24 protein-coding genes and 1 tRNA gene are annotated in these 25,433 nt (G+C 60.4%); 14 read left to right on the plus strand and 11 right to left on the minus strand.

Going from position 1 to position 25,433, the window contains the following annotated elements; all coding sequences use genetic code 11:
• Positions 1–94 precede the first annotated feature (94 nt).
• The 8 genes from hisC to ACEW8J_RS08290 all read left to right on the plus strand — a co-directional run bounded on the left by hisC (position 95) and on the right by ACEW8J_RS08290 (position 10,038).
• Entirely contained in the window at positions 95–1,195 is a 1,101-nt protein-coding gene (hisC, locus tag ACEW8J_RS08255; protein WP_373491159.1) for a histidinol-phosphate transaminase, read from the plus strand.
• Positions 1,195–2,103 carry a prephenate/arogenate dehydrogenase family protein gene (locus ACEW8J_RS08260; RefSeq protein WP_373491160.1) on the plus strand — a complete coding sequence of 303 codons (909 nt, stop codon included), beginning with the start codon at positions 1,195–1,197 and terminating at the stop codon, positions 2,101–2,103. Before hisC ends, ACEW8J_RS08260 begins: the two co-directional genes overlap by 1 nt.
• A gap of 388 nt (positions 2,104–2,491) precedes the next feature.
• Positions 2,492–3,976 carry a spinster family MFS transporter gene (locus ACEW8J_RS08265; protein WP_373491161.1) on the plus strand — a complete coding sequence of 495 codons (1,485 nt, stop codon included), beginning with the start codon at positions 2,492–2,494 and terminating at the stop codon, positions 3,974–3,976.
• 225 nt (positions 3,977–4,201) lie between these two features.
• Complete coding sequence (locus ACEW8J_RS08270) at positions 4,202–5,569, plus strand: dicarboxylate/amino acid:cation symporter (RefSeq protein WP_373491162.1); 1,368 nt, start codon at positions 4,202–4,204, stop codon at positions 5,567–5,569.
• A 150-nt stretch (positions 5,570–5,719) separates the two neighbouring features.
• A complete protein-coding gene (locus ACEW8J_RS08275; protein ID WP_373491230.1) occupies positions 5,720–6,766 on the plus strand; it encodes a L,D-transpeptidase in 1,047 nt (348 codons plus the stop codon).
• A 235-nt stretch (positions 6,767–7,001) separates the two neighbouring features.
• On the plus strand, positions 7,002–7,760 hold the full coding sequence (locus ACEW8J_RS08280) for an N-formylglutamate amidohydrolase (protein ID WP_373491163.1): 759 nt from the start codon (positions 7,002–7,004) through the stop codon (positions 7,758–7,760).
• Positions 7,757–8,980, plus strand: a complete 1,224-nt coding sequence (locus tag ACEW8J_RS08285; protein WP_373491164.1) for a tyrosine/phenylalanine carboxypeptidase domain-containing protein — start codon at positions 7,757–7,759, stop codon at positions 8,978–8,980. Before ACEW8J_RS08280 ends, ACEW8J_RS08285 begins: the two co-directional genes overlap by 4 nt.
• Complete coding sequence (locus tag ACEW8J_RS08290) at positions 8,977–10,038, plus strand: glutathione synthase (protein ID WP_373491165.1); 1,062 nt, start codon at positions 8,977–8,979, stop codon at positions 10,036–10,038. The genes ACEW8J_RS08285 and ACEW8J_RS08290 overlap by 4 nt, the downstream gene beginning before the upstream one ends.
• A 123-nt stretch (positions 10,039–10,161) precedes the next feature.
• Here the strand turns inward: ACEW8J_RS08290 and ACEW8J_RS08295 are convergent, their stop codons facing one another.
• The 4 genes from ACEW8J_RS08295 to ftsE are packed head-to-tail and all read right to left on the minus strand — an operon-like array spanning position 10,162 to position 13,018.
• Positions 10,162–10,851 carry a lysophospholipid acyltransferase family protein gene (locus tag ACEW8J_RS08295; protein ID WP_373491166.1) on the minus strand — a complete coding sequence of 230 codons (690 nt, stop codon included), beginning with the start codon at positions 10,849–10,851 and terminating at the stop codon, positions 10,162–10,164.
• Position 10,852: 1 nt separating this feature from the next.
• Positions 10,853–11,386, minus strand: coding sequence for a YdcF family protein (locus ACEW8J_RS08300; RefSeq protein WP_373491167.1), 534 nt, complete (start codon positions 11,384–11,386; stop codon positions 10,853–10,855).
• Between the two features lie 9 nt (positions 11,387–11,395).
• Entirely contained in the window at positions 11,396–12,292 is an 897-nt protein-coding gene (locus ACEW8J_RS08305; protein ID WP_373491168.1) for a cell division protein FtsX, read from the minus strand.
• A 12-nt stretch (positions 12,293–12,304) separates the two neighbouring features.
• Positions 12,305–13,018 carry a cell division ATP-binding protein FtsE gene (gene ftsE / locus ACEW8J_RS08310; RefSeq protein ID WP_373491169.1) on the minus strand — a complete coding sequence of 238 codons (714 nt, stop codon included), beginning with the start codon at positions 13,016–13,018 and terminating at the stop codon, positions 12,305–12,307.
• Between the two features lie 197 nt (positions 13,019–13,215).
• Between ftsE and ACEW8J_RS08315 the strand changes: the two genes are divergently transcribed.
• Positions 13,216–13,959: an MJ0042-type zinc finger domain-containing protein gene (locus tag ACEW8J_RS08315; RefSeq protein WP_373491170.1), complete on the plus strand. Its 744-nt coding sequence runs from the start codon at positions 13,216–13,218 to the stop codon at positions 13,957–13,959.
• Between the two features lie 21 nt (positions 13,960–13,980).
• Here the strand turns inward: ACEW8J_RS08315 and ACEW8J_RS08320 are convergent, their stop codons facing one another.
• The gene (locus ACEW8J_RS08320; RefSeq protein ID WP_373491171.1) at positions 13,981–14,250 is read right to left on the minus strand and encodes a hypothetical protein; all 270 of its coding nucleotides are present in this window, start codon (positions 14,248–14,250) and stop codon (positions 13,981–13,983) included.
• Positions 14,251–14,493: 243 nt separating this feature from the next.
• Here ACEW8J_RS08320 and ACEW8J_RS08325 point away from each other — a divergent pair.
• A tRNA-Leu gene (locus ACEW8J_RS08325) sits at positions 14,494–14,581 on the plus strand.
• A 227-nt stretch (positions 14,582–14,808) separates the two neighbouring features.
• Positions 14,809–14,988 (plus strand): hypothetical protein, encoded by a 180-nt coding sequence (locus ACEW8J_RS08330; RefSeq protein WP_373491172.1) that lies wholly within the window; start codon positions 14,809–14,811, stop codon positions 14,986–14,988.
• A 69-nt stretch (positions 14,989–15,057) separates the two neighbouring features.
• Here the strand turns inward: ACEW8J_RS08330 and ACEW8J_RS08335 are convergent, their stop codons facing one another.
• From ACEW8J_RS08335 to ACEW8J_RS08355, 5 genes are all read right to left on the minus strand, one after another.
• Positions 15,058–16,059 (minus strand): DUF1702 family protein, encoded by a 1,002-nt coding sequence (locus ACEW8J_RS08335; RefSeq protein WP_373491173.1) that lies wholly within the window; start codon positions 16,057–16,059, stop codon positions 15,058–15,060.
• A gap of 174 nt (positions 16,060–16,233) precedes the next feature.
• Positions 16,234–18,759, minus strand: a complete 2,526-nt coding sequence (locus ACEW8J_RS08340; protein ID WP_373491174.1) for a TonB-dependent receptor — start codon at positions 18,757–18,759, stop codon at positions 16,234–16,236.
• 56 nt (positions 18,760–18,815) lie between these two features.
• Positions 18,816–19,214: a nuclear transport factor 2 family protein gene (locus ACEW8J_RS08345; RefSeq protein ID WP_373491175.1), complete on the minus strand. Its 399-nt coding sequence runs from the start codon at positions 19,212–19,214 to the stop codon at positions 18,816–18,818.
• Positions 19,214–19,645 (minus strand): nuclear transport factor 2 family protein, encoded by a 432-nt coding sequence (locus ACEW8J_RS08350; RefSeq protein ID WP_373491176.1) that lies wholly within the window; start codon positions 19,643–19,645, stop codon positions 19,214–19,216. The genes ACEW8J_RS08345 and ACEW8J_RS08350 overlap by 1 nt, the downstream gene beginning before the upstream one ends.
• Positions 19,645–20,388 (minus strand): aspartate/glutamate racemase family protein, encoded by a 744-nt coding sequence (locus ACEW8J_RS08355; RefSeq protein WP_373491177.1) that lies wholly within the window; start codon positions 20,386–20,388, stop codon positions 19,645–19,647. Before ACEW8J_RS08355 ends, ACEW8J_RS08350 begins: the two co-directional genes overlap by 1 nt.
• A gap of 88 nt (positions 20,389–20,476) precedes the next feature.
• On the opposite strand from ACEW8J_RS08355, the gene ACEW8J_RS08360 reads away from it, so the two are divergent.
• Positions 20,477–21,178, plus strand: coding sequence for a GntR family transcriptional regulator (locus ACEW8J_RS08360; protein WP_373491178.1), 702 nt, complete (start codon positions 20,477–20,479; stop codon positions 21,176–21,178).
• A 3-nt stretch (positions 21,179–21,181) separates the two neighbouring features.
• Here the strand turns inward: ACEW8J_RS08360 and ACEW8J_RS08365 are convergent, their stop codons facing one another.
• Positions 21,182–22,363: a CaiB/BaiF CoA transferase family protein gene (locus ACEW8J_RS08365; RefSeq protein WP_373491179.1), complete on the minus strand. Its 1,182-nt coding sequence runs from the start codon at positions 22,361–22,363 to the stop codon at positions 21,182–21,184.
• 64 nt (positions 22,364–22,427) lie between these two features.
• Between ACEW8J_RS08365 and ACEW8J_RS08370 the strand changes: the two genes are divergently transcribed.
• Both ACEW8J_RS08370 and ACEW8J_RS08375 read left to right on the plus strand, forming a co-directional pair.
• A complete protein-coding gene (locus ACEW8J_RS08370) occupies positions 22,428–23,348 on the plus strand; it encodes a hydroxymethylglutaryl-CoA lyase (RefSeq protein ID WP_373491180.1) in 921 nt (306 codons plus the stop codon).
• A gap of 30 nt (positions 23,349–23,378) precedes the next feature.
• Entirely contained in the window at positions 23,379–25,433 is a 2,055-nt protein-coding gene (locus tag ACEW8J_RS08375) for a hydantoinase/oxoprolinase family protein (protein WP_373491181.1), read from the plus strand.

Consider the following 25,433-nt stretch of genomic DNA (forward strand, 5'->3'; position numbering starts at 1 on the left):
AAATCCCGAGCGTCAAATGATAATGCGGTTGACTGGCGGCCCGCAATGGCTAGTCCGGCGTCAGAGATCATCGCAGGACAAGCAGGCAGAGCCAATGAACGGACCAAGACCGAAAGACTGGATCATGGGGATTGCCCCTTATGTCCCCGGCAAATCGAGCGGCGATGACGGCCGGAAACTGGTCAAGCTGTCGGCCAACGAAAATCCGCTCGGCTGCAGCTCGGCAGCGGGGGCGGCGCTGAATGCGGCCTCCGGTTCGGTCGACCGCTATCCCGATCCCGGCTCGACCAAGCTGCGCGAGGCGATTGCCGCCAAGCACGGCCTCGATCCGGCGCGGATCATTTGCGGCACCGGTTCCGACGATGTGCTGCATCTGGCCGCCAATGCGTTCAGCGGTCCGGGCGACGAGATCATCTATGTCAAATATGGCTTTGCCGTCTATGATATCGCCGCACGGCGCTATGGCGGTACGCCGGTGATTGCCGATGACCGGGATTATGGTACCGATGTCGATGCGATCCTGGCGAAGGTGACCGACCGGACCAGGGTCATTTTCATCGCCAATCCGAACAATCCGACCGGTACCTTCACGCCACGCGCCGAGATCGCGAGGCTGCACGCCGCCCTGCCGGTCCATGTGCTGCTGGTGCTCGACGCGGCTTATGCGGAATATATGGAAGCAGGGCAGGATGACGGGGCGCTGGAACTGGCCGAGAGCCAGCCCAATGTGCTGATCACCCGCACCTTTTCCAAGATCCACGGGCTGGCGGCGGAACGGATTGGCTGGGGCTATGCCGATGCCGCGATCATCGGCGCGATGAACCGGATCCGGCTGCCGTTCAATGTCACCACCGCCGGACAGGAAGCCGCGGTTGCCGCGCTGGCATCCGACGATTTCGTCACCATGAGCCGCGAGCATAATGCCCGATGGCGGCACTGGTTGAGCGAGGAGATGAGCGCGCTCGGCAATCATGGTCTGAAAGTGGTACCGAGCCACACCAATTTCCTGCTGGTCCTGTTCGAAGGCGCAGTCAGCGCCGAGCAAGCCAATGCGGCGCTGATGGACAAGGGCTTTGCCGTGCGCTGGCTGCCCGGACAGGGGCTGGTCAACGGGCTCAGGATCACCATCGGCACCGAGGCGGAGACCCTCGGTGTTGCCCAGGCGTTGCGAGAGATATTGGAGAGCGCCGGCTGATGCTGCCGTTCAGCCATATTGCCATCATCGGCCTCGGGCTGATCGGATCGTCGATCGCCCATGCCGCCCGTGCGGCGATGCCCACGGCACGGATCACCGGCTTTGACAGCGATCCGGCGGTGCGCGCACGGGTCATCGAACTGGGCTTTTGCGATGATGTCAGCGACAGTGCCGGTGCCGCGGTGATAGACGCCGATCTGGTAATCCTGTGCGTGCCGGTCGGGGTGATGGCAGAGGTTGCCGCCGAGATCGCCGCCGACCTGCCGGACGATGCCATCATCAGCGATGTCGGATCGTCCAAGGAAAGCGTACTGGCGGCGCTGGCCGAAGCCCTGCCTGCCGCCCGGATCATTCCCGCCCACCCGGTTGCCGGCACCGAGCATAGCGGACCCGATGCCGGGTTCGCGACCCTGTTCCACGATCGCTGGTGCATCCTGACTCCGCCGGAGGGCGCCGCGACCGGCGATGTCGAGCGGGTCCAGGCCTTCTGGGAAAGGCTTGGCGCCAATGTCGAGATCATGGACGCCAAGCATCATGACCTGGTGCTGGCAGTGACCAGCCATCTGCCGCATCTGATCGCTTACACCATCGTCGGCACCGCGTCCGATCTGGAAGACGTGACCCGCGGCGAGGTGATCAAATATTCCGCCGGCGGCTTTCGCGACTTCACCCGCATCGCCGCGTCCGACCCGACGATGTGGCGCGACGTGTTCCTGTCGAACAAGGAAGCGGTGCTGGAAATGCTGCAGCGTTTCTCCGAGGATCTGACCGCGCTGCAGCGGGCGATTCGCTGGGACAATGGCGACGAACTGTTCGAGCTGTTCACCAAGACCCGCGCGATTCGTCGCCGGATCATCGAGGAAGGCCAGGACGATGCCGCGCCCGATTTCGGGCGAGCGCACGACTGACGGCGGCGGGAGTGGAAAATTTCCTGTTCAGCATAATCTCCTTTTTGCTGATGAACTTTACAATCTTGACAGGGTTATAAGATCAGAAACGGGTGCGCTCCGGAGCGATGATAATGTCCTCGCGGGTCACACGGGTCATACCCCCTTTGGCGGAAAAATATTTCACCCCGGAAACGGTTGAAAACCGCCGATGGATGAGAGAAGAAAGCGACCGGGTCATGCGCGAAGACTAACCGATCAAGGCCGCTGTAGGAAAGCCCTGTTTTGACCCGACCCGGATTTCCGCATTCCAGCGGGTTAACGGAATATACAAAGCGAAAAAATTCGGTATCGTGCAAGAAAATCCCACGTGTGACAATCAGTTGGGAAACATCAGGAGAGTTTGCATTTGACCGAAGCGACCACGATCAGCACTCCTCGTTCCGCCGACCGCGGAGCCCCGGAAAGTGGCTATGGCAGCAAGAACTACCGTAATTATATTCTCGGTACCCTGCTGATTGTCTATATTTTCAATTTCATCGACCGCACGATCATCAACATATTGACCGAACCGATCAAGGAAAGCTTCGGCGTGGAAGACTGGCAAATGGGGCTGCTCGGCGGTCCCGCCTTTGCCATCCTCTACACTTTTGTCGGCATCCCGATTGCGCGCTTTTCCGAGAAGCATCACCGGGTCTGGATCATCGCCGGATCGGTCTTCCTGTGGAGCCTGATGACCGTCCTGTGCGGCTTTGCCCTCAGCTTCCTTGCCCTTTTCATTTTCCGGATTGGCGTCAGCATCGGCGAGGCCGGTTGCTCCCCGCCGGCCAATTCCCTGATCGCCGACTATTTCATCCCGGCCGAGCGGTCGACCGCGGTGTCGGTCTACGCGCTCGGTATCCCGCTCGGCGGCATGGTCGCCTATGTGTTCGGTGGCTATATCGTCGGCAATCTTGACGGGCCGATCGTCGGTGCGATGCTCGAGAGCTGGAACTGGACCTGGGCCGCCCAGGCGCTGGACTGGCAGAATATCGAAGGCTGGCGCATCGCCTTCGTCGTCGTCGGCGTCCCCGGCATCATCGTCGCGGCGATCGTCAAGCTGACGATCGCGGAGCCGCCGCGCGGCTATACCGATCCGCTCGAGATGCAGAACCGCGAACAGGTCGGGTTTCGCGAAGTGCTCCGGATCCTGTCGCAGAAGCCCGCTTACTGGCACGTGACCATGGGCGTCACCGTCGCATCGTTCGTCAACTATGGCGTCGGTCAGTTTTTCGTATCCTTCCTGATCCGCACCCACGAACTGTCGATATTCGACGCGTCGGTCAAGATCGCCATGGCGCTGGCGCTGATGGCGGCGATCGGGACCTATATGTCGGGCTATCTGGCAGACCGCTATGCCAAGCGCTTTCCCAAGGCGCTGGCGCTGATCCCGATGTTCGCGCTGATCGGCGTGATTCCGATGCATGTCACCGGCTATCTGGCGGAATCCCTGTGGGTGGCGGTGCCGCTGATGATGGTGGGCCAGATGCTGCTCTACACCTATCTCTGCCCGCTTTATGCCGTCCCCAGCGGCGTGGTCGACAGCCGGATGCGGGCCACCGCGGTGGCGGTGACCTTGTTCATCGTCAACCTGCTCGGCTATGGCCTGGGGCCGCCGCTGATCGGCGGTCTGTCGACGATATTGAACGCGACCTTCCTGTCGGGTCTGGACCCCACGCTGACGCTGGCGGCGTGCAAGGCGAGCAATCTGGCGGCGGCGGCGCAAAGCGCCTGCGATTCGGCCAATGCCGACGGCCTGCGCTGGTCGATGGTGCTGTTCAAATGCCTGTATCTCTGGGCGGTTTTTCACTTCTATATGGCAAGCCGGACGATCCAGCGGGATATGGGGCGGTAGGCGCGGGAATCAGCGCTCCGGATCATTGTCCGGACCCTCGGATTGCAGACTTGCAGGTCAGCGACGTGAGCGGAATGCGTCCCCCCTCTGGGCCCCTGCGGATAGCCCGAGAGATTCTGACCTCCACCCTCGGCCTGATGTTCGTTCATTTCGGGAGCGGCAGTCTGGGTACGCCCATTCCCGCTCAGAGTGACGTGACGGGGATTATCGGCTAGGGCTCTCCGCATGACAGACGATCACAAATTCGAATTTTCCCGTCTTGTGCAGCAGAGCACGAAACTTCGGATCTGGGCGCGGTCGCGTTTGTGGGCGCAGGTGCTCGCGGCGATGGTGATCGGCATTGGCACCGGGATGCTGCTCGGGCCAACCGCCGGACTGGTCGAGCCGGCTGTGGCTGTCATGATCGGCAACTGGCTGGCGCTGCCCGGGCAGCTTTTCCTCGGGCTTATCGCGATCGTTCTGGTGCCGCTGGTTTTCTCTTCCATCGTCGGCGGGCTGGCCGGATCGCCGTCGAACCAGGCGTTGCGGCAACTGGGGCTGCGGCTGGGCCTGTTCATTGTCGCGACCACCTTTGTCGCGGCCTGGATCGGTATCTGGCTGGCCCAGCTGTTCGAACCGGGCAGCGGACTGGAACTGCCTGTTGCACAGGTGGCAGCGGCGCCGAGCGGCGTTCAATCCTTTGACATGGCCAGGCTGCCGGATCTGGTCAGCGGCGTCCTTCCGACCAACCCGGCGGCGTCCGTGCTGCAGGGCGACTTGCTGGCGATCGTGATCCTCGCCGTGCTGACCGGCATTGCCGCCACCCAGATACAAAGGGAAAGGGCCGCTCCCATCCTCGCTCTGCTGGACTCGCTGATGTCGATTTCCATGACCATCGTCAAATGGGCGATGCTGTTATCGCCGCTTGCCGTGTTCGGACTGATGGCGCAGCTGATGATCCAGATCGGGCCGGATTCGCTCTTCGGCCTACTCACCTATGTCGGCACCGTCCTGCTCGGCCTGGTGCTGCTGTTCCTGATCTATGCGATATTCCTGAGACTGTTCGGCGGGCTGGGTTTCGGGTCGTTCATCAAGATCGCCGGCCCCAATCTGCTGCTGGCCTTTTCGACCTCCAGTTCGTCCGCGGTCATGCCCAGCACGATCCAGACGGCGCGCAAGCTGCAGGTGCCGGAAGATATAGCGAATCTGGTGATCCCGCTTGGTGCCACCATGAACATGGCGGGCACGGCGCTTTATCAAAGCGTGGCGATCCTGTTTCTCGCTCAAATATCGGGAGTGGAACTGACCCTTGCGGAGACGCTGCTGCTGGTGGGTACACTGGTGGCATCGTCGATCGGCGCTCCGGGCACGCCGGGCGTGAGCATCGCCATATTGGCGAGCGTAGCCGCAGGATTTGGAATTCCGGCTGCGGGACTCGCAATCATTCTCGGCGTGGACCGGATTCTCGACATGTCGAGGACGGTCGTCAATGTGACGGGCGATATTACGGCCGCGGTGTTGATGAAAAAGGCTCTGGTGCAGGCTGGTCTGGCAGAGTCTCCTGCTGTCGCGGAGTCACCCGGCAGAGCGTTCATGGAAAGTGAATCACCGTAGCTCTCCACCATGATCCCACCCCCAGCCGGCCCTTCCGCTATTCTGATATTTTGCTGAAAGTTGAGCAACCTCTGCGGCAGTTATTGGTTGATGGCTACGAACCCCAAAAAGGAATCTCATTTGAAAATTCTACCCTGCTTATCCGGTCTGATGCTGCTGTCGGCCTGCAATTTTACCATTGGTGCCGATAGCGACGAGCCGGATCGCCGATCCGCTGATGCCGCCATTCCCGCTGATAGCGATCCCCTGCATTTTGCCGACGCGAAGGCGAGCGCCGCTGCCTTCACCGAGACGCCGGTGCTGCGGGCGCAGGTCATTCTGGACCGGCAGGGCTTTTCGCCCGGGGTGATCGATGGCAAGGAGGGTCAGTCCTATGTCGCGGCGCTGCGCGGGTTCCAGAATGCCAAGGCACTGGACGAGACCGGCAAGCTAGATGAAGCGACACGGGAAGCGATGCAGGCCTGGCGCGATGTTCCGGCGACGCGGCTGGTGACCATTCCGGCGGCCTTTGCCATGGGGCCGTTCTTTCCCGACCTGCCGGACGCGGCAGCAGAACAGGCTGAGCTGCCCGCGCTGGGCTACAAGAATCTTATGGAAGCGCTGGCCGAGCGTTTTCACACCACGCCGGAGGCGCTGGTCGCGCTGAACTCGCCCGACACGAAAATCGGTGCGGGCAAGGTCATTCGGGTCCCCAATATCGCCGATGTGGCGCCGCTGACAGGACAGGACGATCGCGGCTGGTCGGCGACATTGCAGAAGCTGGGCGTGGCGGCGGAGCAGCCGAGCGCCGCCAAGGTCGTGGTCGACAAGTCCGAGGGCATATTGCAGGTCTATGATGACAAGGGCAATCTGATCGCCCAGTTCCCCGCGACGATGGGCAGCAGCCGCGACCCGCTGCCGATCGGGACCTGGACGATCCAGGGGGTCGGCCACAATCCGGATTTCCATTATAATCCAAAACTGTTCTGGGACGTCAGCGACAGCAAGGAAGCGCAGCTGTTGCCACCCGGGCCGAACGGTCCGGTCGGCGTGGTCTGGATCGACCTGTCCAAGCCGCATTATGGCATCCACGGCACCAGCGCACCGCACACCATTGGCCGCGCCGAAAGCCACGGCTGTGTACGCCTGACCAACTGGGACGCCGCGCGGCTGGCGCAGATGGTCAAGCCCGGAGTGGAAGCGGTGTTTCAGGAATAGGGTTGCCGGGGATCCCTGATCGGAAGCAACCGCCGGGGATATGGCTGCAAGGAGAACAGCCGGTCGGCCGCCTTGATTGCAGTCGTCATGGAACCCGCAGCGCCTGAGCACGTTTCTTTCCTATATGACTCAACAGCAAATGCTCCATCCATCAGCCGCCGCCAGCGCAGAGGCAAGGCCACGGTCTCCAGACATTGTCACGCGCCCATGGGATTTTCATGCTGCTGCGGGCCCAGTGATCATCACCGCCATTCATGCCGGCCATGGCATCAGACCGGAGATGCTGCCCTGGCTCGCCATTGGCGAAGCGGAGCGGCTGCGCGAAGAAGATCCGCTGACCGACTATTTTCTCGGGCTGGGCGACAGCATGTTGCGCGTCAACCGGTCGCGCTTTGAATGCGATCTCAACCGGTCCCGGGAAAAGGCGGTGTCGACCGACCCGAAAGATACATGGGGTCTAAAAATATGGAACCGCGACCTGCCCGACGAGCAGATCGAGAAATCCAGGCGCATGCATGATGAATTTTATGCGATGATCCGCAGCCATTGCGACGCGATGATCGCGCGTTTCGGACGGATATTGCTGTTCGATATCCACAGCTATAACCACCGCCGTGACGGCGCGCATGCCGCAGCCGCTCCGCTCGCGGAAAACCCCGATATTGACCTGGGCGCGACGACCATGAACCAGGATGTCTATGGCGATTTGCTGGCCGGTTTTGCCGAGGAATTGCGCGCGGTGCCGGTGCGCGGGCAACCGCCACGGGTCGGAGTCAATATCCGCTGGGAGGATGGCGGCAATTTCCCCGAATGGCTGCACAGCATTTACGGCGATGATGCCTGCGTGATCACGCTGGAGTACAAGAAATCCTTCATGGACGAGTGGACCGGCGAGGCCAATATTCTGGCCCTGCAGGCGCTGCGCGAGGGGCTGGCACGGGCCGTCGAACGCGCGCGCCTGTCCCTGTCCGCCCTGTCGGAGAGCGGACGATGAACCGCCAGCAGATTGCCGCAACGCCAAAATCGGATGCCGGATGGCAAAACCGGTTGTCACCGGTGGAAGCACAGGTTGATGAAGAGCTGGCCAAAATGGACAGCCAGATCGACTGGCTGACCCGTTTGACGCCGGTCAATATCAACGCGATCAAGTCCGCATTTGTCGCCTCCGGCTACCGCGACATGCCCGACAGCGAATATGGCGAAGGATTGAGCAATGACGCGCCGGTGATGCGACGCCAGCTGTTCGCGCTGCCGATCGATCAGATCGAAAATCCGCTGATCGAGGCCTTGCTGATCGAAAAACAGCGCGAACTCGACCGCCAGATCGAACTGGTCCGGATGCGCGACCGGGACGGGTTCATCCTGGCCAGCGTCGACCTGTTCGGCAGCGTCGACGAGCATCTGCTCGACCAGGCGCATGACATCATGGCGCAGGTGCCGGCAAAAGGGGCCGACGAAGCTGACCGCGATGCCAATGCGGTGGCGCATGTGGCGCGCAAGGCAACGGCTTTTTACGCCACGCAAAATTCCGATTTTGCCTGCGATGTGATCATCGACCCCAACCCGGGCACGGCGCTCTATACCTGCTTCGGCAATCTTCACATCGCCACCGACTATTGCGTCCCCGCATCCCGCATCAATCCGCTGATCCAGCACGAAATCGGAACCCATGTTGTCACCCGCCACAATGGCCGCTGCCAGCCCCTCCATACTTTGGCGGGCGGCCTTTCTGACTATGACGAACTGCAGGAAGGTCTGGCAGTGATGGCCGAATATCTTGCCGGATATCTGCCCGCCGACCGGCTGCGCATTCTGGCGGCACGGGTGATCGCCGCCCATATGGCGGTCGAGGAATCCAGCGGCGCCGACATTTATGCCTGCCTCACCGAGGAATTCCACATCGGAGCCGACATGGCCTTTGATACGGCGCTGCGGGCCAAACGAGGCGGCGGTCTGACCAAGGATGCGCTTTACCTGAAGGGCCTGTCGGAACTGCTCGCCTATCTGCAGCATGATGGCGACATGGAAATATTGTTCCTCGGGAAATTCGCGCTGAAGCAATTGCACAGCCTGGAAAAGCTTCTCGAGCAGGGCATCATCCACCCGCCCGACATCATCCCCTCCTTTCTGACCGATGCCGACGCGCGAAAGCGCCTGCAGCGCGTTCGCTCCCTCCCCCTCCATGCCCTTTATCAGGAAAGCCCCGAGATATGACCGATCAGAAAATCAGAATTGCCTTTGTCGTCAATGATGTTGCGACCGAAAAGGACGATTATACCACGATCCGTCTCGCCCGAAAGGCGGCAGCCCGCGGCCATGATGTCGCCCTGATCGGGATTGGCGATTTTATCTATGACTGGCGGGGATCGATTTGCGCCATGGCGACCATTGCCGAGAAGACCAAGTTCAAGAATGACAAGAATTTCCTCGCTCATCTGCACGATGACGAAAGAAAGCGGGAAAGAATTGAGCTGGAAGAATATGACATATTGATGTTGCGCAGCGACCCGGCCGAGGAACTGAACACACGCAGCTGGGCGCCGTCCTCCAGCCTGCTCTTCTCGCAGATCGCGGCGGAGCATGGCGTGATCGTGCTCAACGACCCGAAGCATCTCACCGATGCGGTCAACAAGACCTATTTTCAGGGCTTTCCGGAAGAAATCCGGCCGGCAACGACGATTACGCGCGAGCCCGATGAGATTATCGCTTTTCTGAAAGCCCATGGCGACAAGGGGGTGATCAAACCCCTGCAGGGTTCCGGCGGTCAGGGCGTTTTCATCATCAACAAGGAAAATCGGCAGAATCTGAACCAGATCATGGAAGCGGTGATCCGCGATGGCTATGCGATTGTGCAGGAATATCTTCCCGCCGCCAGCGAAGGGGATTTGCGCATGATCACGCTCAACGGGCGGCCACTGGAGGTGGATGGTCAATATGCCTGCCTCCACCGCTTCAGCAAGACCGAAGATCACCGGTCCAATATTTCCGCAGGTGGCGGCGTCGAGCTGGCAAAGCCCGACAAGGCCGCGATGAGAGTGGCCGAAATTGTCGGTCCGAAACTGATCGACGATGGCATGTATCTCACCGGGCTGGATATTGCCGGCGACAAGATGATGGAAATCAATGTCGATACGCCCGGCGGGCTGAACTATCTTGAGGATCTCAGCGAAGTCAATTTTTCCGGTGCCATATTGGATGATCTGGAGCGCAAGGTCAGGCTGCAAAAACAATATGGCGGATCGCTTAGCAACCGGCAATTGGCGGTGCTATAACCGGCAAGCAGCGTTTGCGCATGGCCCCGGCTGGTCCGGCAGAGATATTCCTGTCTCGGCGTCTTTTCCATCGAATTTGAACAGCATCACCAAGCGGCGCTTGGATGAACGGTAAGCGGCGCCTCAATCGTTGAGCATGTTGATCGCCGCGTGCACCCGGTCGCGGATGTCATCGCGCTCGAGGCCCGGTTCGATCTCGGGCTGCACTGCATAGGTGATCACCCCGCTTTTCTGCACGAAAGTATCACGCGGGGAGATGATGCCGCTGTTCAGCGCCACCGGCACCAGCGGAATGCCCATCAGCTTGTAGATGCCGGCAAAGCCGGTCTGCAGCTCGGGCCGCTCGCCATGGCGGGCGCGGCTGCCCTCGGCGAAGATCACGATCGGCCGGCCTTCGGCAACAGCCTTTCTCGCCTGCTTGATGATCTGCCGCATCGCCGCGCCGCCGCCGTCACGGTCGATGCCGAGCAGCCCATGTTTGGTCGCGATCCAGCCCCACAGAGGGATCACCAGCAGCTCTTTCTTGGCGATGACCACCGGCTTGTCGAACAGTCTGAGCAGATCGATCGTTTCGAACATGCTTTCATGCTTGAAGACATAGAGCAGAGGCTCGTTCCGGATCTCGCCCTTCACTTCGACCCGGATGCCGAGAATCAGGCGAGCGCAGACATAATGATAGCGGCTCCAATATTGCGCCATATAATAGATGGTCTTGGGCAGGAAAAAGGCGCCGAGGAAGGTGGCGATGATGATCGGCACCGAGCCAATATAGAAGACCGCCAGGAAAAGCAGCGAACGGATGGCCGCCACCATCTCAGACGCCTGCCAGGGATGCGAGGCGGCGCATCAGATATTTGTTATATTCGAGGAACAGGGTGGTCAGCGAGGGCTGCGTCTGGACCGCATCGGACAGGATGCGGACATCGGCCGGCATGGCCCGTTCCAGTTCCAGCCGGGCCCGCCGCATGTGCCAGTCGGAGGTCACCAGACGCACCGAATTGTCGCCGCGCCGGGTTGCCCAGCGGGCTATTTCCAGAGCGTTGGAGCGCGTATCCACCGCCTGGAAACCAAGATCGATACAGCAGGCGAACAGGTCACCCGGCCGGTCATATTCGGCAGCGAGTTCCGCCGGTTTCACTTCCCGGTCGACCCCCGAGATCAGTAGCCGGCCTGCGGTTTCTGCCGCGAGAATATCAAGCGCGCGGTCGATCCGGCCGGCGCCTCCGGTCAGCACGACGACCGATCCGGTCTCGGCATCATCGGCGGCCGGGCGCGGCAAATCGATGGCGAACCAGGCAAAGCCGATGATCCACAGCAACAACAGGAAAGAGAGAAAGCGCAAAATCATCGAGCGGAATTACAATATCTTTTTCAGGGCGCCGATAACCGTCAATCTGGCGGTCACCATGGCTAGGAACATCCCCAATATCGGAATCGCGGCAATTATCAACCAACTCCACCAGTCGAGCCCGACCGACTGCACCAGACCAGAACCGAGAGCGGTCAACTGGATGCTGATCAGCCAGATGATAGCGGTTCCCCCTACCAGCCCGATCAAGCCGCCGAGCAGCGCGTCGAGAGCGATCCGCCGCTGGAACAGGCGGCTGATCTGCTGGTCGGTCCCACCGAGCAGATGGACCACTGCGATGGTTTCATTGTGGGTATTGAGCGCCGAACGCGCCGAAATGATGACCGCTGCTGCGGTGGCAAGAGCAAGCAGCCCGACCAGGCCAAAGGCGATCCACTGCAGCGACTGGACCAGCGCGATAACAGGCACGATATAGCCGCTGCTGGGCTCGACCCGGGCCCCTGCCGCGACCGGCTGCAACGCGCGGCGCAGCGATTGATATTCGGCTTCGGTCGGGACGCGCACGAGTCTCAGGTCGATCAGCGCCGGCAGCGGAATATCACCCGCCAGATCCTGGCTCCCCAGCCACGGCTCGATCAGCGCCTCGATCTCGTCCGGCGGCAGCACACGGACCTCTTCGATCAGCGGCAGGGCGCGCAGGCGTTCGGCGGCGGCGGCGGCCTGCCGGTTGCGGATTTCGGGATTGGCCTCGATGATCTGTACCGTTGCCCGGCTGGACAGTTCATCCGACACATCGCCGATCGCCCGCGTCATCGCGAGCCCGGCTGCCGCAGCCAGAACGGTGAGAAAGATCATGATCGCTATGACCCAGGGCATCGGGCCGGACAGGCGGCCCTCGGGGATCAGGCGCCGGTCATGAGCGGGGATCGCGAACAGTTTGAACATGGACGCTGCGACCTACTGCCGCTGGTCTTTGGGCCGTGGCGGATGGCGCAGCGACCCGGTCGGATCGGCAAGCATGCCCTTTTCCAGCCGCATCATCTGGGCACCGGGGACCTTGCTCAACAAATGAATGTCATGCGTGGCGACGACGATGGTGGTGCCGAGCGTATTGAGCGCCTCGAACAATTGCAGCAGGCGGATCGCCATTTCGGGATCGACATTGCCGGTGGGTTCATCGGCGACCAATATTTCCGGTCGGCCGATCACCGCCCGGGCGATCGCCACGCGCTGCTGCTCGCCACCCGACAGCGTCGCTGGTCGTGCGGAAGAGCGGTCGCCGAGGCCGACCCAATCGAGCATCTCGGTGACCGGGGTCTCGAGATCCTTTTCCCGAACCCCGGCAACCCGCAGCGGCAAGGCGATATTGTCAAACGCCGACAGATGCGGGACCAGCCGGAAATCCTGGAAAACCACGCCGATCCGGCGGCGGAATCCGGGCAGGCGCTCACGCGGCATGGTGACCGCATCTTCGCCGAACAGGCGGATAACCCCGCGACTGGGCCGCTGCGAAAGGTAGAGCAGCTTGAGCAGCGACGTCTTCCCGGCACCCGAGGCACCGGTGAGGAAATAGAAACTGCCGGGAAACAGGGTGAAATTGAGATCAGCCAGCGTTTCGATGCCCGCACCATAGCGCAGACCGACATTTTCAAATCGAACAATTTCGTCCATTTTGCTCTACATTCCAATATCGCGGCGAAATATTGCCCGGTCCTGCTCCCAATAGGCCTGGAAGACCCTGCAAATCAACTATACTGTCAGGCCGTGCGGATTGAATTGGCAGGAAAGCGCGCAAAAACCGGCTCCGGTCTCAAATCGGTCATGCAGCCACTTGCAGTTTGCCGCCATGGCGTGTTTAGAGGGATGTCATGATTTTGAATTGTCCGGCTTGCAGAACCCGTTATCTCGTCCCCGACAGCGCCATTGGGCCCAATGGCCGTTCGGTGCGCTGCGCCTCCTGTCGTCATAGCTGGTTTCAGGAAGCCGCGCTTGCGGAGCAGGAACCGGTGGCCGTCAGCGCTGCCCCGCCAGAACCACCAGTCAGTGAACCTGATCCCGATTGGGAAGCCACCGTTCCCGCTTCTCCGGTCACCCGTTCGGCCCCACCCCCACCAATTTCCGCTGCCCCGGCCTATGCCGCCGAGACCAGCAGTTTCGCCCACGAACCGCCGTTCAAGCCGCGGCGCAATCCGGCGAAATTGTGGACCATGGCGGCGATTGCCTTTGCCCTATTGGTGGCATCGGCCGGTGCCGCGCTCTATTATTTCGGACCGCCGCAATGGATTGCCAACTATGATTTTGCCTCGGTCGAGGAAACGCCATTGCTGATCGAACTGAGCCAGAAACAGGACCGCCGGACCCTGCCCGACGGCACCGAATATTTCGCCGCCAGCGGCACGATCATCAATCCCACCACCAGCGACCAGTCGGTGCCGCCGATGCTGGTCATCCTGCGCGATGCCGGCGGCCGGATTGTCTATAGCTGGAAAATGAACGCGCCGACGCCCTCGCTCGCGCCCGGCGCGAAAATCAATTTCAACGAGGCCAAGCTCGATGTGCCGCGCGGGGCCAGCCAGCTGGAAGTCGGATGGGCGGACCAGAGCCGGGACTGACGGGGTCGGCCGCCCGGCTGATCATTGAAATTCCTGCAGCTGGATGGTCTGGCCGTCAGCGCTTTCGATCACGGCGAACGAACGAATAAGCGCGATCCGGAATATGCTGCTGCCCTGCGTGGCGATGGGTGCGACCGGTCGGTTGGCCGACGATCCGAAATCAACGGCTTCCCCCCGCAATATCCGGGCGCTCGCCATCGCCTGAACCCGAGGCGGGCTGGCTGGCGCATCGCTCGCAGGCCGGTCCACCGTTGTGCCGGCCAGCAGCAGGAAAAGAAGCAGGCTGTCCATAGCCGAGGATAGAACCGGCTTCGATCGGTGCAGACAAGGTAAATAGAGGGTTAACAGACTGAGTTGCCGGCCTTTCCATGCGTGCCGTGCGGTCGATGGCGGATCCTGTGCGGTAACGGGACAGAATCCGCCCACCGGTTAACCGTCCAGCCACCTGGCAACGAATATCTGTTGCGGCTACGATACCCCTTTGCTAAGGGCACGCGCCTACCCGGGACATCGCTGTCCCAAGCTAGAGACAGTGCGGTCGTGGCGGAATTGGTAGACGCGCAGCGTTGAGGTCGCTGTGGGATAATATCCCGTGGAAGTTCGAGTCTTCTCGACCGCACCAATTTTGCCGGCTTGTTGCGACAGAGCGTTATTCCCGGACGGGAATATCTCCCGCCATTTCGGAACCTTTACCGCGATATCCTATGCAGGCCCAGCGTCACTGTTGGGCCCCAGTCCAAATGGCGTCTGGTCGTAAATTTCTCAGAACAAAAGGCGCTGGCCCGACGAGAGCCCGGAACCTTCCTGCGGATTGCACGTTGAAGCTGATGTCAAGAAAAGGAAAAAATCATGCTTAAATTCGCTGCCCTTGGGGCGATCGCTTATGCTGGATACAGATATTTTCAGAATAGTTCGGATCAGAACCAGAACGACAATGCGCCCAACTCGCAAAATGCCGCTGCTGGCGGACCGCCGACCGGCAATACCCCCGTTCAGCCCACGGTTCCCGAAGCTACCGGCGTTCGATAGACGCTCGGCAGACCGCTCGCTGCGGCCTGTTTCGCTGCGACAGTGAGCGGCAAAGCTCTGCCGCTCCGGTCATTGCCCGGAAAAATCCCGGGCAATGTCTGCTCGCCAAGCCGCGTAGGCAGTGCCATCGGCAACTGCTGAAGCTGGAATCGACTGGCGGAGCGCTTCGACGCGTTCCGCCAGCGCTTCCGGCGTCTTTTCCCATAATGACAGGATTGCCTCCCGGGTTTCCGGAAGCAGGGACTGGTCCTTCACGCGGGCGGTGCAGGCGATCGCGACGCCCGTTGCCAGATCGGCGGCACAGGGACCGGCCAGCCGCTTAGCGTCCAGAAAGGCCTGCGCGCCTGCAGGCCCTGCATAGCATAGAGCCAGACCCACGCCTGCCCACAGATCCGGCTGGCGGTCGGTGGCCATGGTGGCGATGGTCGCAGCGGCCTTGCCGACATCGGCGCCGCTGGTGAACCAGATGCCGCGCCCGGCCCCCTGATCATAAGCCCGCGATGCATAGCCCTCAAGGGCCCGCTTCGGCCCGGTCAGGGTTTTCTCCGGTTCGAAATACATGTTGTGATAACCCAGGCCGTCATAGGCGAGCCAGCGATAGAATGGGTCCAGTTCGGCCAATATGCCCTTTTCGCGCCAGGACAATTTCGAGATCGTCAGACCGACGCCGGCATGAATGAGAATCGGATATTGCTCGCCAAACAGCTGGAGATAGCGCGGCAGCATCGGCTTGCGGAATGGCAGGCTGTCGACAAGGGCGCTGCCCATCGCGCCGCCTTCGATAAAGAAGCCGCGCAACAGGTCCGTTTCCTGAGCCATGGCTTGTCGGAACTGGCCGAACGATTGTGCCGTGAGCGTCAGATTATAGCCGCGCAGAAACGCCTTGCCGATCGATTCCAGCCTTTCCTCGTGGCTCTTGTCCGCGAGATCAAATCCGCGAACGCGAAATTCGACGCGCCTGGGATCGAGCGCCAGAAATTTGCGGATCACCGCCGGCGGGGGCCTCAGCCGGTCGGCCTGGCCTGCCAGCGGCTGGATCTCGACCGTGCCGGTCATTGCGCGTTGTTCCATAAAATCTCCGCCTGTCGGCCATTGCCATAGCCCAATCGTCGGCTTGCAGCAAAATATCTCGACAGCTTCTTGCCAGCTATGGGTCTGGCGGAAATTTGTCCGAACGGGCCCATCACGCGACGGTGCCTGGATTCAAGAGCGCCCTAGGCGCAACAGGCACCGATCGCTCGACCGTCAGAATTTATACCCGACTTCCACACCGAAGCGGCGCTGACCGCCGGGTGAAATGAAGGAACCGCCAAATTCAACCGCGGTGATCACATCATTGAGATAGCGTTCATCCAGCAGATTGTCGGCAAAAGCGGTGATATTCCAATTCTCCCCTTCCAGGCCGAAACGGAGATCGAGCACGCCAAAGGCCTTGCGCCGGGTGATCGACATGTCGCCATCCCCGACAAAGGCGGGCAGCGCGAGGGCCGAAACTGGTAACAGGCCGCTGAACAGCGTCGGACCGACGTCTTCCTGAACCGTGTGGAACCAGGTCGGACCGGTGACGCGATAGTCGGCGCGCATCACCATGTCGAAGCTGGTGGCTATCGGAGCCACCACCTGCGTACCGACGTTGATCGTATAGTCCGCGGTGTGCGGTGACTTGTTGCCCACCGTATAGGGCCGGGAGGCATTGGCCTTGATCTCGCTTTCGGTCACATTGAGCGAGCCAAAGATATTCCAGCCTTCGACGATCTCGGCGTTTGCGTTGACTTCAAATCCGTAAATATCCACCTTGTCGATATTCGAAACGACCCGGAGCAGTCCAAACGGACCGACAAAAAATTCGAAGAATTGCATGTCGTCGACTTTGGTATAATAGCCGGCGAGATCGAAGGTGATCGCGCCATCCGCAGCCGAGCCCTTGAAGCCGGCTTCGAAGGCGCTGGACGTTTCCTTGCGGAAAATATCATTGATCAGGATATCGGTACCAATGAACTGGTTGAAGTTTTGATCGACGATGGCAGCCGACCCCTGATTGTTGAAACCGCCCGATTTGAAACCGATACCCCAGTTGGCATAAAAGTTCAGCGTGTCGGTCAGGCCATAGCGGAGCGACAGCTTCGGCTGCAATTCCTTGAAGGTCTGCTGCTGGTCCGGAATGGCGCCGGCGGTCTGCCCCGGATTGATCGGTGCGCCGGTGATCGGATCAAGCACCAACGGCACCTGATTCGACACTTCCCGTTTCTCGATATCGTAGCGGAGCGCCAGACTGACGTCGAAATTGTCGGCAACTTCATAGTCGATCGAGCCGAAGGCGGCATATACATTGGTGTTGAAATTGTCGGCAAAAAGCTGCGAGGTCGGATTGCTGCTGCTCGGGTCATTGTACAATTCCCTGATGATCCCCTGCCCGAGATCGGCACCCAGACTGACCCCGACATCACGGTCGATATTCAGATAATAGGCGCCAATCTGCCATGCCAGAGGTCCGTCGCCATTGGACGCCAGCCGGATTTCGGCGCTGATATCGGTCTGTTCGCGAATCTGATATTGGGTACCGTCGCAGGTCACCGGGCTGTAAGGACCGAAAGTGGACCCGTTGACCGGATCGAAAATGAACGGAATCGGGTTGTTGCCGATGAAGGTCGGCGGATTCAGCGGAAAGCCGGTCAACGCCGCGGTGGACGCGAAACAGGCGTTGGATGCCGCCACCGAGGCGGGCGTTGCGCCGGGGAAGGTGTAGCGAGCAAAATCCGCCGAGGTGCCGTCCGCGGTCAGCGACTGGTCGACATCGCTGTACAGCGCCCAGGCTGTCAGCGTCATGGCTTCAAATTCATGGGTCAGCTTGACCGATGTTTCGAACGTGGTCTGGTCATTGGTCGGGCGGATATTGGAATAATAGTTGAACCGATGATCGTTCACATCCTCAAAGAAGGCCGGATCGACGGCAGCAAAATTGGGCAGGTGAAAGGCGGCGTTGAAGTTGATCGACGCACCGGTGAGGTCGGCATAGCGCGCCTTCACATCGATTTCGGTCGCATCGCTTATCTGAGCGACAAACCGCCCGTCGACAGACCAGGTTTCCTGATCATCAACCACTTTCGCATTGTTCAGAAAACTGTTGCGATAAAAGCCGTCGGTGGTGTTGAAGGAGCCGGAAACAACCAGGCCCGCGCTGTCGCCGATCGGCATCGAGACATAGGCCGATGCCTTGTACGTATTATCCTCCGCGGCGCTGACCTTGATTCCGCCCTCCAGAGTATCGCCGGGCTTCAGCGTCTGGATCACGATCGCGCCAGCCGCTGCGTTGCGTCCGTACAGCGCGCCCTGGGGTCCTTTCAATATTTCGATCTGGCGTAGCGTGCCCTGGTCCTGGTTGAGCTGGGCGGTGTTGGTCTTGAGAATGCCATCGACAACCAGCGCGACCGAACTTTCCGCATCCCGCGCGCCGTTGATACCGCGGATGTTGATCTGGGTGTCACCGGCTTCCGCAGTGCCACTGACGATCGTCACGCCAGCGGTCAGCTGGACAAATTCGTCGGCCTGCTGGACCCCGGTACGGTCAAGCATCTGTTCGGTGAACACGGTGACCGAGGCGGGCACGTCGGCGAGCGCTTCGTTCTGCCGCCGAGCGGTGACGATGATGACATTGGAATCCGAGCTTTCACTAGCTTGCTGCTCACCCTCGACCTGGGCCAGCGCCGGGTTGAATCCGATGAGCGCGGCAATGCCCGCTGATAGTGAAAGCACTGTTTTGATGCGGCGCATTTTTCTTCCTTCCCTGAATGGAATGATCGCGGGCCTTTTTGACCCGTCAATCCGATTTATACGAGCACATTGGCTCCGCTCATATAGACGTAGACCTCCTGGAATTTTCCGTTGCGAACCCGCCAGAAATTGGTGTTGTTGAGCAAGGTGACAGAGCCATCGGCGTCGGTCAGTTCGGCGACGAAGCTGGCGGCGATCCGGCCATTCGCTTCATCGACGGTGCAGGTGAAGTCGCGGTGGACGATAGTCTCGTAGGCGCCGAAGAAATCTTCGAACATGCGCCGGATTTCTGCCTTGCCGCTATGGCGGGTGAAAGCGGTCTGGACACAGAATAGGGCACCGTCATGGAAACAGTCGAGCGCCGCCTCCATATTCTTGGCATCGACATTGCCGAAATAGGTCTTGGTCGCCAGTTCGATCAGTTCGGCGCGGGAGAGGCCAGGTTCATATTGCATCAGGCGTCTCCTTCTTTCAGCAGATTGTCGCCGCTCATGTAGACGAAGACATGCTGGAAGAGCCGGTCCTTGCAATAGAAACGGTTGCAATTCTCGTAGCGCAGCTGCTCGCCGCCATTGGGGGTGATCAGCACGGTGAATTGCGAACAGATCGCGTTGGACTGGGGGTCGCCGGTATGGACGAAATTGCCGTGCCAGATCTGCTCGAAGTCAGAGAACAGCTTGGCAAACATTGCCTCGATCGCATCGCGGCCCTTGTGAACGGTATCGGAGGTGGCCTCGTGCAGGATCGCGTCCGGCGCGAAGCAGTTGAGCACCTGCGTCATATTCTTGTTGTCGACGCCATCGAAATAGCGCTTGGTTACAATGTCGATATAGAAGGGATAGGGCAGCGTTAATTGTCCTGCCATGCCGGGGGTCCAGTCAGCCATCAATACCATCCCTTTCTGATATCCGCGTCTTTCGGCACTTCGGGCGCCGGAAACGCCTTCTTGCTGTGGGTCAGCCCCAGTTCGATCAGGGTTTCGAGAAATTTATAGGCGACCTGACCGGGATTCAGCACCGGGATCGGCAGGTTATCTGCCAGATATTTGGCCGACTGGTGCATGGTTGTCGAACCAAGCACGATAACATCCGCGCCATCTTCCTCGATCGCCAGCATCGCTTCTGCCTTGAGCTTGTCGAAAATCACTTCTTCCTTGCCCGCGAGCAATTCGGTGACATCGGGCCTTGTCTCGATCGAGCGCAACGAGGCGACGCGTTCCCACCAGCCATATTCGGTCAAAGTCTTCTCATAAAGCGGAAACCATTCGGGCCACATGGTCAGCACGGTGAATTTCTTGCCCAGCATCATCGCCGCGGCAAAGGCCGCTTCTCCGGGTCCGACCACGGGAATGTCGAGCCGCGACCGAAGCGCGCGCAAGCCGCTGTCGCTGACCGTGTCGATCAGGACCCCGTCATAGCCTTCTTCCTCGGCCGTAATGCCGGCCTGGAACACGGTCCAGTCCATCAGCAATGTGTCATGATAGCTGTCGCCGAGAGCAGCGCCCCAGGGAACTGCTACAAATTCCGGCTGGAAACCGGATCGGACGAAGTTCACGGGCAATTGTTCGGCGCGGGCAGCAACGCCGGCGTCATCCATGGGAATGGGGACGATGACCTTGATCCGCTTCATAGCACTGCTGGTTCAGCCATAATGATGTAAAACTCCCTGACCTCTGTATATTGTATACAATTACCGTCCGTCAAGCGGAAACTGTTTGGTGATCTACAGCTTGCCGGGCAGTGATTATTCCGCCAATAGCTTGTCCATGAGCCGCGCTTCCGACACCGCCTATGAAAAAATCCGTCGTTTCATTCTATACGGTGGCGGCCATCCGGGCATGCAGCTGACCGAGGAACGGCTCTGCGACATTTCCGGCGTGTCGCGCACACCGGTGCGGGATGCGGTCCAGCGCCTGGAAAATGAGATGCTACTGGTGCGCAGCGCTTCCAAGCGGCTGTCGGTCGCAGACTGGTCGGATGACGAGATTGACGAAATGTTCGCGCTGCGGGCAATGCTGGAATGCCATGCCGCCGAACGGGCGGCGCAGCGCATGGACGCGGATGGCCTGCGCCGGCTGCGCGACGTGAATGGCGGACTGACCCGGGCGGTCCAGCGTGCGACGCCGGATATCGCCACCTTTCTGCAAGCCAACCGGCAGTTTCATGATCTGATCCTTGAATATGCCCAGTCGCCGCGGTTGAGCAAATTGCTGCCGGCACTGGTCGAGCAACCGGTGGTGCGCCGCACCGCCCAGCAATATTCCAAAGATGACCTGATGCAATCGGGCAAGGATCATGACGAACTGATCGCCGCCTTTGCCGCGCGCGACCAGGACTGGGCCGGCGCGGTGATGACCAGCCATATCCGGCGGGCATTCCATAGCTTCCACCTTGCCACGAGAGGCAGCGACCCGGCTTGATCTTCAGATGATGCCGCGGTCCTGCAAATCGGCCATCGCCGCGCTGTCCATGCCCAGCAGTTCGCCGTAAATCGCTTCATTATGCGCGCCGAGTTCCGGACCGACGCTATCGATATGGCCGGGGGTTTTGGAGAGCTTCGGGGTGACATTCTGCATCACGAAATTCTCGTGTTGCGGATGATCGACCTTTACCAGCGCTTCCCGCGCCTTGAAATGCGGGTCAGCCAGCATTTCCGGCGCGCGATAGACATTGCCGGCGGGAACGCCATGCGCCTCGCACATGTCGAGCAGGTCTTGGCTGGCGATCGTCCTGGTCCAGTCCATGATCAATTCATCCAGCTCGGCCTGATGTTCGCCGCGCGCGATATGGGTGGCATAGCGCGGATCCTCGCCCAGTTCCGGCCGCCCCATCATTGCCGACATCCGCTTCCAGACGCTATCCTGATTGCCGCCGATCAACACGCTGCCGTCGCTGGTCGGATAGACGTTGGAGGGCGCGATCTTTGGCAGGATCGAGCCGGTCCGCTCGCGGATATGGCCAGCGACCGTATATTCCGCCACGGTCGATTCCATATTGGCAAGCACCGCTTCATAGATGGCCGAATCGACGACCTGGCCCTCGCCGGTCTTGTGACGGTGCTGGAGCGCCATCAGCGCGCCGAGACAGGCGTAGGTCGCCGCCAGCGAATCACCGATCGAAAGCCCGGCCCGGCTGGGCGGGCGATCGGGTTCGCCCATGATATAGCGCATGCCGCCCATCGCCTCGCCGATCCCGCCATAGCCGGCGCGGTGCGCATAGGGCCCGGTCTGGCCATAGCCGGACACGCGGATCATGATCAGCCCCTTGTTGATCGCGCTGAGAGTCTCATAGCCCAGGTCCCATTTTTCCATTGTTCCCGCGCGAAAATTCTCGAGCAGAAAATCGGATTTTTCGACCAGCTTCTTGACGATCGCCTGTCCCTCTTTTTCCCGCAAATTGAGGGTGATGGACTTTTTGTTGCGCCCGACGACCGAGAACCAGAGCGGAATGCCCTGCCCCCAGCTGCGCATCGCGTCGCCGACCTTTGGCGGTTCGATCTTGATCACTTCCGCGCCATGGTCGCCCATCAGCTGGCCGCAGAATGGCCCGGCAATCAGCTGACCCATTTCGATCAGCCGCAATCCTGTCAACGCCCCTTGCGTCATGAAAAATACTCCCGCATCATGCTTTCTTCTATACAAAGCACAAACAGGATTGTATACAATTTATATGAGCAGAAACAGCCGCACAGCGGTAAATATTCTGGAAGTCGGCCCAAGGGACGGGCTGCAGAACGAAGCCGAGATCATTTCGACGGCGGACAAGCTGGGCCTGATCCATCGCATGCTGGACGCCGGGGTGAAGCGGATCGAGGTGGCCAGCTTTGTGCATCCGGGGCGGGTGCCGCAGATGGCCGATGCCGAAGCGGTGATCGCCGGACTGCCCGATCGCGAGGATATCTCCTATATCGGACTATGCCTGAACAAACGCGGCGTGCTGCGCGGACTGGCGACCCGGGAAGGCAACAAGCGCGGCATCGACGAGGCTGGCTGCGTGGTCGTGGCGAGCGATACGTTCGGCCAGAAGAACCAGGGCCAGACCATAAAAGAAGGCATCAGGGAAAATCGCGAGATGATCCGCTTTGCCAAGGCCGAGGGGCTGAAAGCGCAGGTCACGATCTCGGCCGCCTTTGGCTGTCCGTTCGAAGGCGCGGTTGATCCCGAAACGGTCCTCCGAATCGCCGAGGAAATGGCAGCGGAAGATCCGATGGAAATTGCCCTGGCCGACACCATCGGCGTCGGTGTTCCTGCGCAAGTCACCGATCTTTTCGGTCGGCTGAAAGAAGTGCTGCCCAGCCATATTGCTCTGCGCGCCCATTTTCATGACACCCGCAACACCGGCATTGCCAACGCCTGGGCCGCGATCCAGGCCGGGGTGGAGACACTGGACTCCAGCCTCGGTGGCCTCGGTGGCTGCCCGTTTGCGCCCAATGCCACGGGTAATATCGCCACCGAAGACCTGATCAACCTGCTCGATCGCTCCGGCGTCGAGCATGATCTCGATTTGCGCAAGGCCATCGCCACCAACCATTGGTTCGAAGGCATCATGGGCCGTCCGCTGCCGTCGCTGGTTGCAAGGGCCGAAGCCTGAATGACAGTCATACAAGAGAAAGAGTGAAATATGGGGTATCGATTGGGTGTCGACGTCGGCGGAACTTTTACCGATCTGTTGCTGATTGACGAAGCGACCGGCCAGACCTTCCGGGACAAGGTGCCGTCGACTCCGAGCGATCCGTCGCAGGCGGTGATAAACGGCGCCAGAGGATTGTGCGAGCGCCAGAATATCGCTCCGGGTGACATCGACCTGTTCCTGCACGGCACGACGGTCGCGACCAATGCCATGCTGGAAAAGAAAATTGCCAAGGTTGGCCTGATTGTCACCGAAGGCCATCGTCATCTGATGCAGATTGCCCGCAGTCTTGTGCCCGGTGGCCTCGCCGCCTGGATCATCTGGCCCAAACCCGAGCCGATGGCCGCGCTGCAACGGACCATCGAAGCACCCGAGCGGATGGATGCCAAGGGCAAGACCGTTCGCAAGCTGGATGAAGCGGAGATGCAGGCTCGGCTGGAGCGGTTGAAAGCGGCGGAAGAGGTAGAGGCGCTCACCATCTGCCTGATGAACAGCTATGTCGATGGCCGGCATGAAAAGGCCGTCGCTGCGATCTGCGCAGAGATATTTCCCGATATTCCCATTTCCATCTCGTCCGACATTTTGCCCGAGATGCAGGAATATGAGCGCGCGCTCACCACCGTTGCCAATAGCGCCGTCCGGCCAGCCGTTGCGCGCTATGTCGGTAATCTCGAAAAAGAATTGCAGGCCTGGGGAACCAAGGCGAAGCTCAACCTGCTGCGTTCCGATGGCGGGCTGATGTCGGCCGAGAAAAGCGCAGAGGCGCCGGTCAACCTGCTGATGTCGGGACCCGCCGGCGGCGTTGCCGGTGCGGTATGGGTGGCCAAAAGTGCCAATGTCAAGAATGTCCTGACTCTCGACATGGGCGGCACCTCGACCGACGTGGCGCTGATCGAAAATGGTTCGGCGCGGCTGCAGCGCGAAACGTCGGTCGGCGACCTCAATGTCCGCGCCTCGTCGATTGACGTCAAGACCGTCGGGGCCGGCGGCGGCTCGATCGCGTTTGTTCCCGAACTGACCAAGGCGCTGCGGGTCGGACCGGAAAGCGCCGGCGCCGTGCCGGGGCCCGTGGCTTATGGCAAGGGCGGCGAACTGCCAACGGTGACCGATGCCAATGTCGTGCTCGGCTATTTGCCCGAATCCCTGCTGGGTGGCAGCTTCAAGCTGGATCGCGAGGGTGCCAAGAAAGCGGTGCAGAATATCGCGGATGCGCTGGGCATCGAGCTGATGGACGCCGCCGCCGGTATCATCGATATCGTCAACGAGAACATGTTCGGGGCGCTGCGACTGGTCTCTGTGCAGCAGGGCTATGACCCGCGCGAATTTGCCCTGATGGGCTTTGGCGGCGCCGGGCCGCTGCACGCCAATGCGATGGGCAAGCTGATGAACAGCTGGCCGGTGATCATCCCGCCGTCCCCCGGCGTGCTCTGCGCTTATGGCGATGCGACAACACGGCAGCGGGTCGAAACCCAGCGCAGCTTCAACGAGATGGCCCAGAACACCACCGATGACGAGCTGACCGTCTATCTCGACAGTCTCGGCGCACAGGTAAAACAGGAATTGGAAGCCGAAGATGTCGCCCCCGGCGATGTCGAGCTGCTCTACGAGATCGATATCCGCTACGCCGGTCAGGCGTTCGAAATTCCGCTGTCGGTGGAACCCGAAGGCCTGTCGATCGAGAGCCTGATCACGCGCTTTGATACCGAGCACGAGCGACTGTTCACCTTCAATCTCGACGAGACGCCGCACGAGATCGTCAATGTCCGCGCAGTTGCGCTGGGCAAGTCCGCCGATGTCGCGCCACCGACCATCGAACAAGGCGATGCGGATCCATCGGGTGCAAAAACCCGCGATCACCAGCTTTATATGGATGGCAAGATGCAGGATGCGGCGATTTACGACCGTTCTCTGCTAAAGGCCGGCAACCGGATAGCGGGCCCGGCGATCGTCACGGAAATGGATAGCACGACCCTGGTGCACAGTGGCTGCGAAGCCCTGGTCGACGGGCATGGCAATCTCATCATCAACCTGTTGGAAGGAGCGTAA

It is taken from the genome of Parasphingorhabdus sp. (assembly GCF_041748495.1).
Taxonomy (GTDB): domain Bacteria; phylum Pseudomonadota; class Alphaproteobacteria; order Sphingomonadales; family Sphingomonadaceae; genus Parasphingorhabdus.

Excerpts from the sequence above, each read along its gene's own strand:
- hisC (WP_373491159.1), top strand. The coding sequence starts at position 95 with ATGAACGGACCAAGACCGAAAGACTGGATCATGGGGATTGCCCCTTAT.
- ACEW8J_RS08260 (WP_373491160.1), top strand. The coding sequence starts at position 1,195 with ATGCTGCCGTTCAGCCATATTGCCATCATCGGCCTCGGGCTGATCGGA.
- ACEW8J_RS08270 (WP_373491162.1), top strand. The coding sequence starts at position 4,202 with ATGACAGACGATCACAAATTCGAATTTTCCCGTCTTGTGCAGCAGAGC.
- ACEW8J_RS08275 (WP_373491230.1), top strand. The coding sequence starts at position 5,720 with ATGCTGCTGTCGGCCTGCAATTTTACCATTGGTGCCGATAGCGACGAG.
- ACEW8J_RS08285 (WP_373491164.1), top strand. The coding sequence starts at position 7,757 with ATGAACCGCCAGCAGATTGCCGCAACGCCAAAATCGGATGCCGGATGG.
- ACEW8J_RS08290 (WP_373491165.1), top strand. The coding sequence starts at position 8,977 with ATGACCGATCAGAAAATCAGAATTGCCTTTGTCGTCAATGATGTTGCG.
- ACEW8J_RS08295 (WP_373491166.1), bottom strand. The coding sequence starts at position 10,851 with ATGGTGGCGGCCATCCGTTCGCTGCTTTTCCTGGCGGTCTTCTATATT.
- ACEW8J_RS08300 (WP_373491167.1), bottom strand. The coding sequence starts at position 11,386 with ATGATTTTGCGCTTTCTCTCTTTCCTGTTGTTGCTGTGGATCATCGGC.
- ACEW8J_RS08305 (WP_373491168.1), bottom strand. The coding sequence starts at position 12,292 with ATGTTCAAACTGTTCGCGATCCCCGCTCATGACCGGCGCCTGATCCCC.
- ftsE (WP_373491169.1), bottom strand. The coding sequence starts at position 13,018 with ATGGACGAAATTGTTCGATTTGAAAATGTCGGTCTGCGCTATGGTGCG.
- ACEW8J_RS08315 (WP_373491170.1), top strand. The coding sequence starts at position 13,216 with ATGATTTTGAATTGTCCGGCTTGCAGAACCCGTTATCTCGTCCCCGAC.
- ACEW8J_RS08320 (WP_373491171.1), bottom strand. The coding sequence starts at position 14,250 with ATGGACAGCCTGCTTCTTTTCCTGCTGCTGGCCGGCACAACGGTGGAC.
- ACEW8J_RS08330 (WP_373491172.1), top strand. The coding sequence starts at position 14,809 with ATGCTTAAATTCGCTGCCCTTGGGGCGATCGCTTATGCTGGATACAGA.
- ACEW8J_RS08335 (WP_373491173.1), bottom strand. The coding sequence starts at position 16,059 with ATGGAACAACGCGCAATGACCGGCACGGTCGAGATCCAGCCGCTGGCA.
- ACEW8J_RS08340 (WP_373491174.1), bottom strand. The coding sequence starts at position 18,759 with ATGCGCCGCATCAAAACAGTGCTTTCACTATCAGCGGGCATTGCCGCG.
- ACEW8J_RS08345 (WP_373491175.1), bottom strand. The coding sequence starts at position 19,214 with ATGCAATATGAACCTGGCCTCTCCCGCGCCGAACTGATCGAACTGGCG.
- ACEW8J_RS08350 (WP_373491176.1), bottom strand. The coding sequence starts at position 19,645 with ATGGCTGACTGGACCCCCGGCATGGCAGGACAATTAACGCTGCCCTAT.
- ACEW8J_RS08355 (WP_373491177.1), bottom strand. The coding sequence starts at position 20,388 with ATGAAGCGGATCAAGGTCATCGTCCCCATTCCCATGGATGACGCCGGC.
- ACEW8J_RS08365 (WP_373491179.1), bottom strand. The coding sequence starts at position 22,363 with ATGACGCAAGGGGCGTTGACAGGATTGCGGCTGATCGAAATGGGTCAG.
- ACEW8J_RS08370 (WP_373491180.1), top strand. The coding sequence starts at position 22,428 with ATGAGCAGAAACAGCCGCACAGCGGTAAATATTCTGGAAGTCGGCCCA.
- ACEW8J_RS08375 (WP_373491181.1), top strand. The coding sequence starts at position 23,379 with ATGGGGTATCGATTGGGTGTCGACGTCGGCGGAACTTTTACCGATCTG.